Source organism: Roseivirga spongicola (genome assembly GCF_034376045.1).
In the GTDB taxonomy this organism is placed as follows: domain Bacteria; phylum Bacteroidota; class Bacteroidia; order Cytophagales; family Cyclobacteriaceae; genus Roseivirga; species Roseivirga spongicola.
On record NZ_CP139724.1, the window covers coordinates 1,322,926 to 1,339,739 of the forward strand.

Sequence of the window (16,814 nt, forward strand, 5' to 3'; positions counted from 1 at the left end):
TTAACTAAATACACTATGAAGAGAATAATCTATGCTTTGGTGGCAGTTTTTATTTTGGGCGGAAGTGCTTTTGCTCAGGTAGAAAGGAGCAACCATGGTAAGCGTTTCGAACAACTAGAACGTATGCTTCGCGACCCGAGTGTCTACAGAAGTGCATCTGGTGCTCCAGGCCCTCAGTATTGGCAGCAAAAAGCTGATTATAAAATTGAGGCTACTCTTAACGATGAAAATCAGAGACTTGATGGCTATGAAACCATCACTTATTACAACAATTCTCCAGATCCGTTAGATTATCTGTGGCTAGCATTAGACGAGAACAAGTATAATCCGGAAGACGATTCTTACAAGTTCGACCCAAGTAGTATTCGCCCTAGAATGACTTATGGCCAAATTGATGGCCTCGATGGTCATGATAATGACTGGGGTTTTCACATTACTGAGGTAAAAGACGCTAAAGGAGCTGCAATGTCTTACATCATCAACCAAACCATGATGAGAATTGACCTTGCTGAAACTCTTGAGCCTGGCGATAAAATATCTTTCAGCATCAGATGGTGGTATAACACTACCCCAAGAGACGATTCTGGTAACAGAGGTGGCCATGAATATTTCCCTGAAGATGGCAACTACATCTACACTATTGCCGGTTGGTTCCCAAGAATGGCTGTGTACTCAGACTTTCAAGGCTGGAACAATAAGCAGTTTACAGGAAGAGGTGAGTTTGCGCTTACTTTTGGAGACTATGATGTAAAAATGACTGTTCCTGCCGACCACATTGTAGGTTCTACTGGTGCATTGCAAAATGCAAAGAGCGTGCTTACAGCTGAACAGCAAAAGAGATGGGAACAAGCTCAAAAAGAATTCGTTGAGCCTGTTAAAATTGTAACATTAGAAGAGGCTAAAGAGAACGAAAAAGAAGGTACTTCTGAAACCAAAACTTGGCACTATAAGGCAGAAAACGTAAGAGACTTTGCATGGACTTCTTCTAGAAAGTTTGTGTGGGACGCTATGGCTGCCGACATTGAAGGTAGAGAAGACCACCCAATGGCCATGTCTTACTACGCCAAAGAAGCTTACAACCTTTATGAAAGATACTCTACTAAAGTTGTAGCTCATACGCTTAAGACTTACTCTAAGTACACCATTCCTTACCCTTACCCAGTAGCTATCTCTGTAGAAGCTTCTAACGGTATGGAATACCCAATGATTTGCTTCAACTATGGAAGAACCTTGCCTGATGGCACTTATTCAGAAGGTACTAAGTATGGTGCTATTGGTGTAATCATTCACGAGGTAGGTCACAACTTCTTCCCAATGATTGTAAACTCTGATGAGCGTCAGTGGACTTGGATGGATGAGGGCTTAAACACTTTTGTTCAGTACCTAACCGAGCAGGAGTTTGATAACAACTACCCTCACAGAAGAGGCCCTGCGGCTAACATTGCTCCTTACATGGCGTTGCCTAAAGATCAACTAGAGCCAATTATGACCAACTCTGAAAACATTATTGGTTTTGGTAGCAATGCTTACGCTAAAGCAGCTACTGGTTTGAATATTCTTCGTGAAACCATTATGGGTCGCGAACTATTCGACTTTGCTTTCAAAGAGTACGCTAAACGTTGGGCATTTAAGCACCCAACTCCAGACGACCTTTTTAGAACGTTAGAAGATGCTTCTGCTGTAGACATCGACTGGTTCATTAGAGGTTGGTACTTCACTATAGATAATGTTGACATTGCTATAGACGATGTAAAATGGTACAAACTGAATACTCAAAACCCAGAGATAGAAAATCCAATTGCTAAGGCAGAAGATGAGTTGAGAAACACAGATATTGCCGATAGCAGAAACCGAGAAGAAGGTCTTAAGTTCTATGTTGAAGAAGACACTAGACTTCAAGATTTCTACTACTCTTACGATGAGTTTGAAGTAACAGAAGAATCTAAAAGAGCTTACCAGAGATTTAGCGCTTCACTTTCTGCCGAAGAAAGAGCTCTACTTGGTGGCGATAAAAACTTCTACGAAATAGACTTCTCTAACAAAGGAGGCTTAGTAATGCCAATCATTATTGAGTGGACTTATGTGGATGGCACAAAAGAAGTAGAGAAAATACCTGCGTATATCTGGAGAAAAGATGAAGATAAAGTGACTAAAGCGTTTATGAAAGACAAGGAAGTTGCTCAAATCAGAATTGACCCTTACAGAGAAACAGCAGATACTAACGAAGACAACAACTACTTCCCAAGATCTAGCAAGCCATCTAGATTTGAATTATTCAGATTTGGCGGTGGTGCTGCAAGAGGCCAGTCTACAGGCTCTAACCCAATGCAAAGAGCTAACGGAGGTAATTAAGAATACGTAATAATCATTTTATAAAGGCTTTGGCACTAGTGTCAAAGCCTTTTTTTATGCATTTCCAGTGCTATGTGATTGATAAAATTCTTCACTACCCTCAGATGAGCTTAGACGGAAGAATATCAGCCTCAACAGTTTTGAAAGACACATTGGTATTAGGTACTCTGCTCAGTAACCAGAACATCATCGGTAAGTCTTGCAAAGGCTCTGAAGTATCGGGGGAAGCATCTTATTACACTAAGCCCCACCTTTTCAATCCCGACCTAAAGTAGGATCATCCCAGACGATGTTTCTCTCTATAGAATCGCCCAACATGAAAAATCTTAAGCACTCAGTTTTCTTCTCGTAGAAGGCCGTCTGCGATAAGCATAATAAGCCAGCACATACTCAATAGCTTTGCGCATGGCCAGGTTGATTGGGTAGCGGATTGTTCCTAAGTCCGGGTCTATAGAGCGAATTTGAAAGTAGTAGTCGCTCATCATCGGAATTTCATAGCCATTGTTCAATTCATTCTGAACAGCCTCAACCTTTTCAGCTTGCGATTCTTTAATGGTTTTACAAGTAACGTATTTACGTAAACCATCTTTGTCTTTCATTGCTGAGTAGCCAAAGAGTCTACAAATAAGACCTCGGTGAACGTATTGTCCGCAAGAGCCCCTGTCTAGACTTAGCGGCTTAGGTGTAAACAGATGACAGTGAGCTTGACCACCTGAAACCAGCTGCTCGTGCACTTCATCAATTCTTTTGGTAAGAAATAGGTCGAAAGCCAAGGGGAGAAATTCCAAAGGAGTAGCTTCAATATCTGGCTTGAAGCAACATTTACCACACCCCGTCAAACATGTAATTTGAGATGTATTCTGAAAACTTTTGATTTCTACATCTAGAGCTGTAAAAACCTTTTCTACCGCTCTCACTTTGCGAACCACCGACATAAAAAGAGGCGCAAAAGTAAGTGGAAAATGAATTGAAGATTCTCGCCTTGAAATAATTATTTCAGGTCTATTTCTAACACTTGTGGTTTGGGTTTTTTGAAGTCATCTACCACCGGATAGAAGAGGCCTTTATACTTTTTACGCTTGTCTCTAAAGAGGTAAATAATACCAAGTTCAACCTTACTGTAGTCCCTATCAAAAGTGTACTCAATAACTTGAAGCGGACCAATATTAGTTAAGTAGAGCTCTAGACCTTTGATATTATTGGCTTCGGCCAGTACGGTATCTTGCTGAAAAGTTAGCTGAAGTTTGTCGAAAGGGTGATCAGGAATTTTGAACTCCGCTTTGGTTTTCGCTTCAACACCTTCTAGCTTAAGTTTATCTTCTACCTTCAAGAAGGTGTATTCTGTAGGCACTGCATCAACAGTGCTACTTAAAATAATCTGATCTTGAGAATAAGAGCCATAAAGCGTGTCTCGCTCACCGAACATCAATAGGCTATCTTGCTGCAATTGCCATTGCCAAGATTCATTACCATCCCACGAATGGCTGATAGCAGCTCTTTGAGACTCAAACTGAATTACCATTAAACCTGGAGTATAAACCTCAGAAGAATCGTAGGGGTCACCTTCATCGAAAGTAAGCTCTCCTTGCTCCATAGTAGCAGAAAGCACTGGCTGCTTGGCTTTAATATGCGCCATTACCCAAGTGCCTGAAGGCTGCTGAGCAAATGAATAGGAAAGGACTAAAGAAAGAAGAACTGAGAATCCGAACTTTTTATACATAGACTGATTAACCTAAATGATTAGTCGAAAGTTACGGATATCATTTAAACTTATAATTAGCTTCATTAGAGTTCAAGTAGTTGAGGTTTTTCTCAAACATCTTTTTAATTCCTTTATTGAGATGAGAGGTCCAAGTGGTTTGATTATTTTGATACTTATTGAAAAGAGCCATTGCATAAGAAGCAACTTCTTCAGGAATATATCCCCTTCTTTGAGCCTCCCAACCATTGTGGGTTGTTCCTTGCCATTGTCGAAAGTCAAAAATCGAGTTCCCTATAAAAATGCCAAAGCCAAGCGCAATACAATTTAAATCCGTCAACTCTTCATCATTCTCTTGTAGCCTTCCCTCTCCTAATAAGATTAAATGAGAAAGCTCATGAGCTATAGTCGAAATCAGTGATTGAACATTATTCAGCTGATTTCTCTCAATACCTATTTCAAAACTTCCTGGACCAGTTTCTGAATATTTACCCAAAGCAAAATTATCCCTTGAACCATGTCCTTCCTCTTGCTGAGTTATCATTGCTCCTTCGTCTTCAAAGGTCATTGGAGCTTCATTGAAGAAATATAGTTTCACATCCACCGACTTGATATCCATGTATCCCAAGCATTTGGACAAGGCAAAATGAGCATCTTCTTCAGTTCCATTAAACTCATGGTCGAAGAACTCTTTTGTTGGCTCAATGATTCTTATGGTTTTTAAATATTCTCGGCCATACTGTTCTTCAAGCCAAAGAAAGGCATCTTCAATCCATTCCTTATCTTCTGGTGTAACAGTCGGTTTTGGCTTAGAGAAGAACATATTCAATTATCTTTTTACCTATCCAACCACTTTTTAAAGTCTTGTACTCTTTCACGGCTTACTATGGCATCCATTTCGTCAGATTGATGAAGAATAATGCGCAAACGGCTGTTGGTATAACTGACTATGTCTTTGACGGCACGCATAGAAACCAGATACTTTCGGTTGATTCTGAAGAAGTCTTGTGGATCAATAAGGCCTTCTACTTCTTCTAAAGTGTAATCTATTATGTATCGCTTCTTCTCTTCTGTGACTAGAAAAGTAGCCTTATCCTGACTGAAGAAATAAGCGGTATCACTCACCGGAATAGTATGGATATGCTCCCCAATCTTTACCACAAAACGTTCTTTGTATTGCTTAGTCAGCATTTTCATAGCCTGCTCTAGCATAGCCATGTTGGGTTGCTGAGGCTCTGGTTGCCTGAAATTCTGGTGAAACTTTTCCAGTGCATGCTTCAGCTCTTCCGGATCTATAGGCTTGAGCAGATAATCAATGCTATTCACCTTAAAAGCCTTGATGGCATATTCATCGAAAGCGGTGGTGAAAATAATTGGGGTTTGAATATTCACTTGGTTGAGGATTTCGAAACTCAAACCATCGGCCAGCTGAATATCGAAGAAAAGCAAGTCGGCTTGATTGTTCGAAAGCCATTTTACCGCGGTTTTCACCGAGTCTAACTGATCGAGAATCTCAATGTCTGGCTCTAGCTTTAGCAAAAGGTTGGTTAACCTTTTGGCCGCCATCGATTCGTCTTCAACAATTAATACTTTCATTCGGAAATAGTTAAAAGTGGAAGCTCGACCCTAAATACTTGGTCCGTCTTTTCAATATTTACAAGCTTATCGCTTAGGAATTCATAGCGTGCTTTAATATTCGCCAAGCCCATTCCCGAGCTTTCCTCCGTAGGAATATTCTTTATCTGAAGGTTATTCTCAACCACAAGCATTTCACCCTGAACAAAGATTTTAATAGTTAGCGGTTCATCCTTGGCAATGGTGTTATGTTTAATAGCGTTTTCAAGCAACATTTGAAGAGCCAGAGGCGGAATCATTCGCTTTTCAAAGCCTACTACATCAGCTTCAACCTTGAGCTTTTCATCAAACCTTATTTTTTGAAGGAAAAGGTAAGAGTCTACAAACTTCATTTCAGTTTCTAAACTCACCACCTCCTTAGACCTAGTTTCGAGCACATATCTGTAAACCTTCGAAAGCTGTCTGATAAAGTCCGCTGCCATATCTTGGTCTTCATAAACCAAGTTGGTTAGCGCATTCAGCGAGTTGAAAAGAAAATGCGGGTTAACCTGATTTTTGAGCGACTCATATTTAGAAGCCATTTGCTCCTTCTTCAGTCTTTCAGCATCCAAAGCCGTTTGTTTCCAATTTCTAAGAAACTCTGCCGCATTAAGGAAAAAGCTAATAATAAAAGTGATGCCTATGGAAATAAGCATGATACTCGCTAAACCCGTTATACGAATATTGACCAACCACCAAGACATTAGATAGAGAAAAAGTACGGCTGCAGGTGAATAAAGAATAACGCCAATACTTCCCCAAATAAACCTTTTGGTAGGGTTCTCTAACCAAGAAATTCTATATGAAATGTAATCCGAAACCAATCCGTTTCCCTGCCAAAGGAATACCCACATTAAGCCTGAAAAGACCATTGAGAAACTTTCATTCTTTAGGGCTTCCCAGCTAGAGAAACAGTCTTCACAAAATAAAGTATTAGTGACTGCCCCAAAGAGGAAAATAGGAAGGGTCATTTTGAAGATTTTCTTCCAGCTGACAGTTTCTCGAAAGCTCATTGTTTAAAACTAAATAAAATTCAATTGTTGAGAGCAGCGTATTTGCCCACTTTAAATTTCTTACGGTATTTATTCATTGAATAGGCTATTAGTGGGCTTCCGATGATAGTAGGTACCACCCAAGGTAGCCACATCATTTCAGAAGGAAGCTTAAAAATTTCTCCGTTCTGCACTGTAAAGGCGGTAATACTAGCTATTAGAGCACCACACATGGAATTCATGTGGGCGAACCACCACCACATTTTTTCTTGATTGGCACCTCTTCTAAAGCCTTTAATATTCTCCCAAGCGGTCTGAGCAGTGAATATGCCGAAGAAAAAGCATAAGTATCCTACCACAGAAGACCATTCAGCTTTTAGTTGATAGCTGAAGCCCATGCCTATGAAAAACAGACCCGATAGCAAGGTAATGATGGCAGCGGTCCAATCGACTGGCTTAGCCATCATAGTCTTCTTGAGTTTGAGCACCCGTACTCCCGAGAAAGTCATATACCAACTAAATACTGCGATGACCAAGAGAAACGCACTGAATCTTACAAAACTTATGATGAGCAATGCTGAGATAAAAATCCAGAACATAGACCAGTAGAATACCAAACCTACTTGTCTGTGCAACTTCCCACCCTTTTTACCAAAAAACGCAGCTAAAAGTCCGGAAATCAAAGTGGTGACTCCAGCCACCACATGAGATAAAATCAGTGCATCTGCCATTCTTACTTAGCGTAATTATTTACCGCACTGCTTAACTAATTCTTCCGCAGTTTCCTTACCCCAAGTTGGGTCTAAAGTTTGCTCCTTTGAAGCAGCATTGAAGAGTTCTAGTGCCTTTTGTCCCTTTTCACAGGCTTTATCGGTAGGAGAGCCGAAGAATTGAGCCATCCCCATTTCCATTTGAGCAAGAAAAACATTAGCCCTTGGGTTGTTTGGATCGATGTTTAGGGCTTTACCAAACTGTTGCATAGCCATTGGTGACATATTTTGACCACGGCTTACAGGGTCGGCAGAAAGTTCGATCATGTACTTAAAGCCTTGCAAAGCCACAACCTCTGAGTGGTTTGGAGCTATCTTTTTGGCTACGTCAATATATTCCTGAGCTTTGTCTGTAAGTTTATCTTTTTCCGATACATCATTGGCTCTGAAAGACATGTTAATGTAAGCCAATGCAGCATAATAATGAGAATGCCATTGATCTGATACCTTAGCAGAAATGCGCTCGAATTGGCCAGCAACTCCTTGCCAGTCTTCCATAGTTCGGGCTTCTCCCATTGACTGTAAACCTTTGCTCATGGCACCTATGTAGGCTTGTTGACTTTGTGCGTTTACGGTTAAACCTGCTACTAAAATTCCGATTATTACTACTAGTTTTTTCATTGTTCTTGAGTTTGTGAGCTAAAAGTATTGTCTTAAAAATAGGTGAAGAAAAGAGTCTGACTGAACTGTAGAGTTTAGCAGATGAACTGTAGTTAGTATTAACTTTGACGAACTTGTAGCCATGATACTCTCGTGAGCCGAGGCCTAAGCTGTAGCTCTATCTTAAAGTTCGTCAAAGGTTTCTCTTAGTAAGAGAGGTAGACCATATCAATAGAAACTACCTTATCCGAGCTCACTTCGAAAGAGGCATCACCAAAACTTGGAGGCCCATCTTGACCCATGGCATTATTCGAGAATGCAAAGCCCTCTTCTGGCATACCATATTCATTATAATCCATTTCCTCATTTCCATTTTCATCGTGAAGTACAGCGATGGCATACTCTCCTGGTTCTAGCTTATCGAAGGTAACCTCTACACTTGAGCCATCGGCCTCCACATATTTTGAGGCGAAACCATCACCTTCAGGGAAGTCTCCATAGCCATCGAAAAGCCCGATGGCTACATATCCATTTTTGTTTTTCAATCCATCAACTTGAACAGTGATAGAAACCGTTTTCGATTGGCTTGTACTACCCAAAATCAGTACTAAGCTTAATAGCGTTGTTAATAATACTTTCATGTTATTTGACTTTATAAATTATCTAATTGATTAGTTTGCTTATCTTTTGTTAGAGTTATGAACAGCCCTACAAATACAAATCGCTTAGCTGCCTGACCTATTACCCTACTTTCAAAAACACCTTGATCATTGGCCTGATCTGCATATTCATATCCGAAAATGTTCTCTCTTCCGAATATATTGGACGAAGACATATAAAGGATGATGTTCTGCTTGAGCAATACTGCCGCATTTAAACTCACATCGTGATAAGCTGGTGTACTGCTGTTCTGAAAGCCAGCTTGGTTAGGGTTATGAAAATGGCGAGCAGAAGCAAAGTTGTACGAAGCCCCTACTTGGGTTCTGATCGGGTCTATCATATGTTTTACCACTACCGAAAAGTTATGTGCCGATAGGAAGGACGGAGTCATTAACTGATCGAAGTTCTGATATTCCCTTTCAGAATCTACGTAGGAGTAAGACACCCAATAATCCGTATTCTTGATGGTTTTATTATCTCTCCAGAAAACATCTAACCCTTTCGCACTTCCGAAACCATTGTTGTTATAATTATTCGGATCAAAGTCTCTTTCCACCTCAAACTTTACCAAGTCTTCATAATCCTTATAATACGTTTCGACTCTGAATATTCTATCGTTCTTAATATGTTGATAATTAAGAATATAATGGGTGGCTCTTTCTGGCTTAAGAGCCGGTTGTACAATACTGTATTCGTTTTGAGGAGCCTGTACAAATTGACCATATGCCAGCGAAAACTGACCTTCATTATTCAATTTGTAAGACATGGCAACCCTTGGGCTCATAAAATGCTGGTCGGTGAGTGAAGTGTATTCGCTCCGTAAACCCGCTCTTACCACAAATCTATTTGACGCATAATAATCGGCCTCCACAAAATTGGCCATGATGTTCTCTTTAAAGCTTGTCTTAAACGGACTCTCGTTTAAGGGATTGGTTCTTTGCAAATACTCTCTGCTGAACCAATCGGCCCCCATGTTTACTGATAGTTTTTCACTAGCATCCCACTGAAGCGCAAGCTTCGAGTGCATGCCCAATTCTTGGCCAAACAGTCCATTACGGTTTAAGCTCAGGTTATCTTTATTATTGGTAACAGAAACGCCAGATTTTATTGACCACTGCTTATTGAGAATATCTTTATAGCTAGCATTCAAATAGAAATATCTATTCTCAAGGTCGAAAGTGTCCTTAACATTGTTCCGATTAATATTCTCTTGCTTGATGGAAAAGCTCGATCTATCAGTATTCAGGTAAACTTTAACTATGCCTGTTTGACTCACCTTATGCCTGATTACAAACTCAGAACCCACAGAACTTGGTGCTTCCTCCCAATCGAATCGCTGCTTAATTAAGTTCTGATATGGCCTGAAATCGGTGTAGAGCACTTTACCAGACACACTCGTTTTATCCCATTTTTTGGTGTAAGCCACATCTCCACCTACAGACATTATAGAAATATCTGCCTGAGACTGGGTTGGCATATCGTTGGAGTTCAGTACCAAAGCCGAAGACAATGCCTGACCATACTCTGCAGAATATCCTCCAGTACTAAAAGAGGTTCCTTTGAAGAGAAAAGGACTAAAACGACCACGAGTTGGCACATTAGGTGCAGTAGCTCCAAAGGCATTTCTAACCTCAAGTCCATCTATAAATACTTTGGTCTCGTAGCCTTCGCCACCACGGACAAATAGTCTGCCCGACTCGCCAACGGTGGCTGTTCCTGGTAAGGTATTGATGGCTCCCATAATATCACCAACTGCACTGGCAGTAGTTGCAATGTCGAGCGGCTTAAGTACAGTGTTCTTTTTTACTTCACCTGCTTCATAAGAACCAGCCGTAATGGTAACACCATCTATTTTATTAATTTCTTCCTCGAGCTTAAGCTCCAGAGTAATTGATTTTTCTTCAACCTGAACAGGCTTTTCAAGCGTTTTGAAGCCAATAAAGCTAACCACCAGAATATGGCTTCCCTCTTCATAAGTCTCGAAAGTGAATGAACCGTCATTTTGGCTAACGGCTCCATCGAAGGTGTCTTTCAGATAGATATTGGCTCCGGGAATGGTTTGACCTTGACCATCCCGAACCACGCCTTTGATTTGAGTTTGAGCAAATGCCTGTGCTGACAAAACAAGCATTAGAAATAAGTTGATGAGTTTTTGCATGACCGTTGGGCTTTTGATAAACCAAAGGTGCTGCGAACTCAGTCCTTTACTAAATAAGTCTTACCGAACTGTAGAATTGAGAAGATGAGTTGTAAAGTTCAACATGTATAGAAAGTATATCAAAACTATACACGTCACTAACGACATGTATAGAATTTGCGATTTTCTATACATGTTAAGTTTGATATGTATATATTTATTCAATTTCTATACATATGAATTTACCCTTCCTGCCCCCAAACGTTCCTCTAGAAAGAATAGAAACTCGGAAAGTTCTTAAACTTTTGACCGAGGCAAGGGCGTCATTAGCCGAACTCAAAGGAGCAGCTAGCACCATCCCGAATGAACAGATCCTTATAGACACTCTTTCTCTGCAAGAAGCTAAAGACAGTTCCGCCATCGAGAATATTGTCACTACTCACGATGAATTGTATAGATCTGAAGTAGATAAAGAGGATTTTGCTTCAGCTTCTGCCAAAGAGGTACATCGATATGCAGAAGCTCTTAAATATGGATTCGATACCATTCGAAGAGATCGAATCCTTACCACTAATAGTATCTTGAAAATTCAAGAAATCATCGAAGGGAATAGTGCTGGAGTGAGGAAAGTACCCGGAACTGTCTTAAAAAATGATCTTACAGGAGAAGTTGTATACACCCCACCACAAGACTTTCAAACCATTCAAGAGCTGCTAAGCAACCTTGAAAAGTTCATCAATAACGACTTAGCCTACGATGCTGACCCATTGGTGAGAATGGCTATTATTCATCATCAGTTCGAAAGCATACACCCATTCTTTGATGGCAACGGCAGAACAGGAAGAATCATCAATATACTATACCTTATCAATGAAGGATTGCTCAACCTACCTGTTTTGTATCTCAGTAGGTATATAATTAAAAACAGACCTGAATATTACGAACTACTACAATCTACTAGAGTCTCTAACGAGTGGGAACCTTGGGTTATATTTATGCTCAAAGCAGTAGAAGAGACTTCAAAAGAGACTGTTATTCTAATCAAAGCCATTAAATCATTAATGCTTTCAACTAAAAAGAGAATTAGAGAAGAGCAATCAGGAATATATAGCCAAGACTTGATCAACAACCTTTTCCGACATCCTTATACCAAGATAGACAGGCTTCAGAAAGACCTACATATCTCAAGAATTACTTCAACGCGTTACTTGAATATCTTAACGGAAATGGGCATTCTCAATAAGCAAAAGCTTGGTCGTTCGAATTACTACGTTAACATTGAGCTCTTTAAACTTCTAAGCGAAGGGGTTAAGTAATGTATAGAAAGTATATCAAAACTATACACGTCACTAACGACATGTATAGAATTTGCGATTTTCTATACATGTTAAGTTCAAATTGACTCAAAATCCAAAATGATTATGTTTATTTTGGATTCAATTCCAAAATGATTATGATTTTGAGAGAGGTAAGTAGAGTCTAATACCTCAAAACCTCTTTCAACCTGCCATGACCGCTTCTACTAACGGGTAGTTGCTGACCGTTTTTGAGGTAGAGAATGTAAGAGTCCTTCTCATAAAGCTCCAGCTTTTCAATATGCTTTACATTGACAATATGAGACCGATGAATTCTCACAAAGTCTCCTGTGGGTAAACCATTCTCTAGCGCTTTCATACGCATTAGTTTCAGAAACTTACCTTGATCAGAATGAATGGCCACATAATCGTCTTGCGCCTCAAAGTGATGAACCTGATTAAGCGCTAGAATCTGAATTTTGTTTCCCGTCTTCACCACAATACGGTCTAGACTTTCTTGCTCAGACCTAGTTTCTTTTAAGCCTTCCAACTCCTTTTGGTTGCTTTCCTTCTGACCTATTTTAGCTAAGGCCTTTTTAACGGCCTCTTCAAAACGAGCTTCAGAATAAGGCTTCAGCAGATAGTCAGTGGCATTTAGCTCGAAGGCTTTAATGGCATACTGATCGAAAGCAGTGCTGAAGATAACCACAGGCGGATTTTCAATAAGCTCCAACATCTCGAACCCAGTGATTTTCGGCATTTGAATGTCGAGAAAGATCAAATCTGGATTATGTTGTTGAATAGCCTTTAACCCCTGAAAACCATCGGAACACTCAGCAATAATTTCTACCTGATCGAACTTTTTGAGATAAGCCTTAATAAGCTCTCTTGCCAAATTTTCATCGTCTATAATTACTGCCTTCATGAGTCTGCTATAGTTTGAGGAATGTCTAACCTTATCGTGAAAATACCATCTGTTTTGCTAACCTCCACCAATTGGCTCACTCCATAAATGAGCGACAGCCTTTCGCGAACATTTTTCAAGCCAATACCTTTGCCTTTTCTGGATACTGCATTTGGATCGTATTCATTACTTACCTGAATTTTCAACAAGTTGCCATCTTTCCAAGCTTTCAACTGAATGGTTATTTCTTCTAAGCTTTCGTAGATACCATGCTTAATGGCATTCTCGAAAAGCGGTTGCAATATCAGGTTGGGTAACTTGTGATCCTTTACATTTTCGGCAACCTCTTTTTCAACTTTTAACCGATCACCAAATCTTACCCGCTCAATATCCAGATAAAGCATGATGTTATTGATTTCATCCTCCACCGAATTCATCTGGTCATTCTCTTTTCCCAAAGAGTATCGAAGAAAATCTGAAAGTTTTACCACCATTTCGCGCGCCCTGTCTGGCGCAATCATGGTAAGCGAAGAAATTGAGTTGAGGCTATTGAAGATAAAGTGGGGGTTAATCTGAGACTTCAGCATTTCAAGCTCAGAACTTTTGAGCATGGTTTCTAACTGGGCCTGTCTCTGAGACTTTGTGTTCAGGTCGTCATAGTAGAGAATAAGGTAGTAAATGAGTACTACAATAGCGTAATAAAGTACTCCAAGAGCACCACGCAACGGCATAGAGTCTTTCACAAAAGTCTCGTAATACTCTTCTTTAACCATTGGCGTAACAATCATCTTAAAAAGGAAAACGCCAACCAAAATGGAAATGGCCGCAGCAGCCAAGTGACTAATCACCTGATTGATTAACTGTGATTTATCGAAAGTGCTATAGCGAACGTTGAACCAATAGGCTAAGCCCAAACCCATAAACAGAGCATTAAACACCAAAGAGTCTATAAGTGCTGTTTGCCAAGTTAGGCCATAGAAATTATAAAGTGCAAAACCGAAAACGGCAGCAATCATTACCCAAGTGGTAATGTATGGAATAAAGTTTCTGTTCTTGAGGAAAGGATGCTGCATAAAAAAACCGCCCGAAGGCGGAATTTAGTAAAATTTAGAAACCTGTTTCATGAAAAGGCCTCTCCTTTTGAGAGGCTCTTATTTATTAGTCACAAAAGGAGTTAAAACTATGCACTTCAGTGCATTTCGCTTTAGCTTCTAAAAAGCATCCAGGAATTTACGAGGTACGAATTTTGATTGACGTCAATCGTAAATCTAAGATCGTACATTTTCTAAGTCCGCCATTCAAAGCGACTTTCGGTTGCTTTTAAAACTATGGTGCGCTTTCAGCCCATAGTGGTTTATTTTACACTACCACCGCCAAAGAGGACCAGTCCTTGTACAATGAGTTCTTTACCGTTGTTGGCTTCGTTATCTGCAATCATCTTTCTTTCGTCAGAGAACCCACCAAAAATTGCGGTAACCTTCACTTTCACGTTCATATCAGAAGGTACGCGAATATCGCAGCCGCCAAACAGAATAAATACATCCAAAACATTCGTGCCATGGTTAAGATCTGCGTTCATCAGATTTAAATCTGTTCCTCCAAATATTGAAGTGAGTTTGCCGCCCTTGAATTGCTTTGAGGTGACCATTCTCTCTGCTCCTCCGAATACGGCCAGTTCGTCAACGTAGTCGAGGTCGTGACTTCCGTCAATGTTTTTTTTTTCGTAATCCCTGTTATGGCTAGTTCTCTTCAGTATCAATGAGGCACCTACTGCCACAAACACCAGAGGCCATAATCTGAAAATATCTCTGAAGTCAAAGTCCCACCAATAATAATCGGCCATGTCGTTCAGCAGAAAGATTCCTCCTACTATAATGAGGGTTATACCCACACCCAACTTTTCTCTAACCGTTGCAATGAAAATACCTATCACAACCAAGAAGGTATGCCATCTGAACAAATACCCAGGTAAGTGAAAATCGAATATGTCTAGGTTATCTAGCGTAAGCACCGCTCCAATTATCAAGAAGAGGGCACCAATTAAAACACGTCTATTCATTTGAGAATCCATGATTTTGAGTTTTTCGTTGTTGTTTTTTGAGTTTTTGACTTTTGGGCTTCAGGCGACCAAACCTTGATCCAAATCGTTGTTTTTTGTTTTTGACTACTCAAATGTACGCTTGTTGGGTACTTCAACGACTAGAGAAATCGGTAAACGAACGCCCCGCCTCGGTAAACGTCAGTACGGTTCGACCAAAACTTTTACCCTTTAAGTAGTTATCGGTGAATAAGATTGAATTCCTTTCAATTACAGGCTTTCAATGCCTAATTTTGGCTTCCTCTGAAAAACATACAGAACACTATGGAATACAGAATAGAAAAAGACACAATGGGTGAGGTAAAAGTACCTGCCGATAAGTATTGGGGTGCTCAAACCGAACGTTCAAGAAACAACTTCAAAATTGGTCCTGAAGCCAGTATGCCACTGGAGGTGGTATATGGTTTCGCTTACCTTAAAAAAGCAGCTGCTCATACTAACTGCGAATTAGGTGTTTTAAGTGAAGAGAAAAGAGACCTTATTTCTAAAGTATGTGACGAAATTCTTGATGGTCAGCATGACGATCAGTTTCCATTAGTAGTATGGCAAACAGGTTCTGGAACACAGTCGAACATGAATGTGAATGAAGTGGTTTCTAACCGTTCTCATGTAATTGCTGGTAACACTCTAGGAGAAGGCACAAGTTTGGTTCACCCAAATGACGATGTGAATAAGTCTCAATCTTCTAACGACACCTACCCTACAGGAATGCACATTGCCTGCTACAAAATGGTGGTAGAAACTACCATTCCGGGTGTTGAAAAGCTAAGAGACACTTTGAAAGCTAAATCTGAAGCTTTCATGAAAGTGGTGAAAATCGGTAGAACTCATTTGATGGATGCTACTCCGCTTACTTTAGGTCAAGAGTTTTCTGGTTATGTTTCTCAATTAAATCACGGGTTGAAAGCATTGAGAAATACATTAGATCACCTTTCTGAACTTGCCCTTGGTGGTACAGCGGTAGGAACGGGAATTAACACTCCAGAAGGTTATGCTGATTTGGTAGCAAAGAAAATTGCTGAATTTACTGGTCTTCCATTCGTTTCTGCAGAAAACAAATTCGAAGCACTTGCTGCGCACGATGCACTTGTAGAAACTCATGGTGCTTTAAAGCAACTTGCTGTTTCATTAAATAAAATTGCCAATGACATTAGAATGTTAGCTTCTGGCCCTCGTTCAGGAATTGGTGAAATCATTATTCCTTCAAACGAACCTGGCTCTTCTATAATGCCAGGAAAAGTAAACCCAACGCAGTGCGAAGCCATGACCATGGTTTGTGCTCAGGTAATGGGTAACGATGTTGCCGTAACCGTTGGCGGAACTCAAGGCCACTACGAACTGAACGTATTTAAGCCGGTAATGGCATACAACGTTTTACAGTCTGCTCGTTTGATTGGTGATGCTTGTGTATCGTTCGAAGAGAATTGTGCTATTGGAATAGAGCCAAACCACAAAAGCATTCAACAACACCTGAATAACTCGCTAATGTTGGTTACTGCATTGAACACCAAAATTGGCTATGAAAAGGCTGCGAAAATTGCCAAAACAGCTCACGAAAATGGGACTACTCTAAAAGAAGAAGCAGTGAACTTAGGCTATTTAACTGCCGATGAATTCGATGAATGGGTAAGACCTGAGGATATGATTGGTAGTTTGAAAAGCTGATAAGAATAAGCTAATTTGTACACAAAGA

General features: G+C 40.2%; 16 protein-coding genes. 4 read left to right on the forward strand and 12 right to left on the reverse strand.

The annotated features are described in order from the left end of the window. Positions 1-15: 15 nt before the first annotated feature. Positions 16-2,352 carry a M1 family metallopeptidase gene (locus T7867_RS05975; RefSeq protein WP_322299961.1) on the forward strand — a complete coding sequence of 779 codons (2,337 nt, stop codon included), beginning with the start codon at positions 16-18 and terminating at the stop codon, positions 2,350-2,352. 56 nt (positions 2,353-2,408) lie between these two features. Next, positions 2,409-2,627 carry a hypothetical protein gene (locus tag T7867_RS05980; protein ID WP_322299962.1) on the forward strand — a complete coding sequence of 73 codons (219 nt, stop codon included), beginning with the start codon at positions 2,409-2,411 and terminating at the stop codon, positions 2,625-2,627. A 51-nt stretch (positions 2,628-2,678) separates the two neighbouring features. Here T7867_RS05980 and T7867_RS05985 read toward each other — a convergent pair whose 3' ends face one another. The 9 genes from T7867_RS05985 to T7867_RS06025 form a co-directional block, all read right to left on the reverse strand. Beyond that, positions 2,679-3,287 carry a YkgJ family cysteine cluster protein gene (locus T7867_RS05985; protein WP_322299963.1) on the reverse strand — a complete coding sequence of 203 codons (609 nt, stop codon included), beginning with the start codon at positions 3,285-3,287 and terminating at the stop codon, positions 2,679-2,681. A 56-nt stretch (positions 3,288-3,343) separates the two neighbouring features. After that, the gene (locus T7867_RS05990) at positions 3,344-4,072 is read right to left on the reverse strand and encodes a hypothetical protein (protein ID WP_322299964.1); all 729 of its coding nucleotides are present in this window, start codon (positions 4,070-4,072) and stop codon (positions 3,344-3,346) included. A 40-nt stretch (positions 4,073-4,112) separates the two neighbouring features. Then, entirely contained in the window at positions 4,113-4,874 is a 762-nt protein-coding gene (locus T7867_RS05995; RefSeq protein ID WP_322299965.1) for a hypothetical protein, read from the reverse strand. 14 nt (positions 4,875-4,888) lie between these two features. Next, the gene (locus T7867_RS06000; RefSeq protein ID WP_273514471.1) at positions 4,889-5,647 is read right to left on the reverse strand and encodes a LytR/AlgR family response regulator transcription factor; all 759 of its coding nucleotides are present in this window, start codon (positions 5,645-5,647) and stop codon (positions 4,889-4,891) included. After that, complete coding sequence (locus T7867_RS06005; RefSeq protein ID WP_322299966.1) at positions 5,644-6,678, reverse strand: sensor histidine kinase; 1,035 nt, start codon at positions 6,676-6,678, stop codon at positions 5,644-5,646. Before T7867_RS06005 ends, T7867_RS06000 begins: the two co-directional genes overlap by 4 nt. A gap of 20 nt (positions 6,679-6,698) precedes the next feature. After that, positions 6,699-7,388: a hypothetical protein gene (locus tag T7867_RS06010; RefSeq protein WP_068216805.1), complete on the reverse strand. Its 690-nt coding sequence runs from the start codon at positions 7,386-7,388 to the stop codon at positions 6,699-6,701. Between the two features lie 15 nt (positions 7,389-7,403). Beyond that, on the reverse strand, positions 7,404-8,048 hold the full coding sequence (locus T7867_RS06015) for a tetratricopeptide repeat protein (protein ID WP_068216807.1): 645 nt from the start codon (positions 8,046-8,048) through the stop codon (positions 7,404-7,406). Positions 8,049-8,233: 185 nt separating this feature from the next. After that, positions 8,234-8,668 (reverse strand): DUF2141 domain-containing protein, encoded by a 435-nt coding sequence (locus T7867_RS06020; protein WP_068216810.1) that lies wholly within the window; start codon positions 8,666-8,668, stop codon positions 8,234-8,236. Between the two features lie 11 nt (positions 8,669-8,679). Further along, positions 8,680-10,845: a TonB-dependent receptor gene (locus tag T7867_RS06025; RefSeq protein ID WP_068216812.1), complete on the reverse strand. Its 2,166-nt coding sequence runs from the start codon at positions 10,843-10,845 to the stop codon at positions 8,680-8,682. Between the two features lie 284 nt (positions 10,846-11,129). On the opposite strand from T7867_RS06025, the gene T7867_RS06030 reads away from it, so the two are divergent. Beyond that, the gene (locus T7867_RS06030; protein WP_245660205.1) at positions 11,130-12,140 is read left to right on the forward strand and encodes a Fic family protein; all 1,011 of its coding nucleotides are present in this window, start codon (positions 11,130-11,132) and stop codon (positions 12,138-12,140) included. A gap of 163 nt (positions 12,141-12,303) precedes the next feature. On the opposite strand, the gene T7867_RS06035 is transcribed toward T7867_RS06030, so the two are convergent. The 3 genes from T7867_RS06035 to T7867_RS06045 form a co-directional block, all read right to left on the reverse strand. Further along, the gene (locus tag T7867_RS06035) at positions 12,304-13,044 is read right to left on the reverse strand and encodes a LytR/AlgR family response regulator transcription factor (protein ID WP_068216816.1); all 741 of its coding nucleotides are present in this window, start codon (positions 13,042-13,044) and stop codon (positions 12,304-12,306) included. Next, complete coding sequence (locus tag T7867_RS06040) at positions 13,041-14,096, reverse strand: sensor histidine kinase (RefSeq protein ID WP_068216817.1); 1,056 nt, start codon at positions 14,094-14,096, stop codon at positions 13,041-13,043. The genes T7867_RS06035 and T7867_RS06040 overlap by 4 nt, the downstream gene beginning before the upstream one ends. Before the next feature lie 281 nt (positions 14,097-14,377). Then, complete coding sequence (locus T7867_RS06045; protein WP_157717520.1) at positions 14,378-15,082, reverse strand: LiaF transmembrane domain-containing protein; 705 nt, start codon at positions 15,080-15,082, stop codon at positions 14,378-14,380. 303 nt (positions 15,083-15,385) lie between these two features. Between T7867_RS06045 and fumC the strand changes: the two genes are divergently transcribed. Beyond that, positions 15,386-16,786, forward strand: a complete 1,401-nt coding sequence (gene fumC / locus T7867_RS06050) for a class II fumarate hydratase (protein WP_068216820.1) — start codon at positions 15,386-15,388, stop codon at positions 16,784-16,786. Positions 16,787-16,814 lie beyond the last annotated feature (28 nt).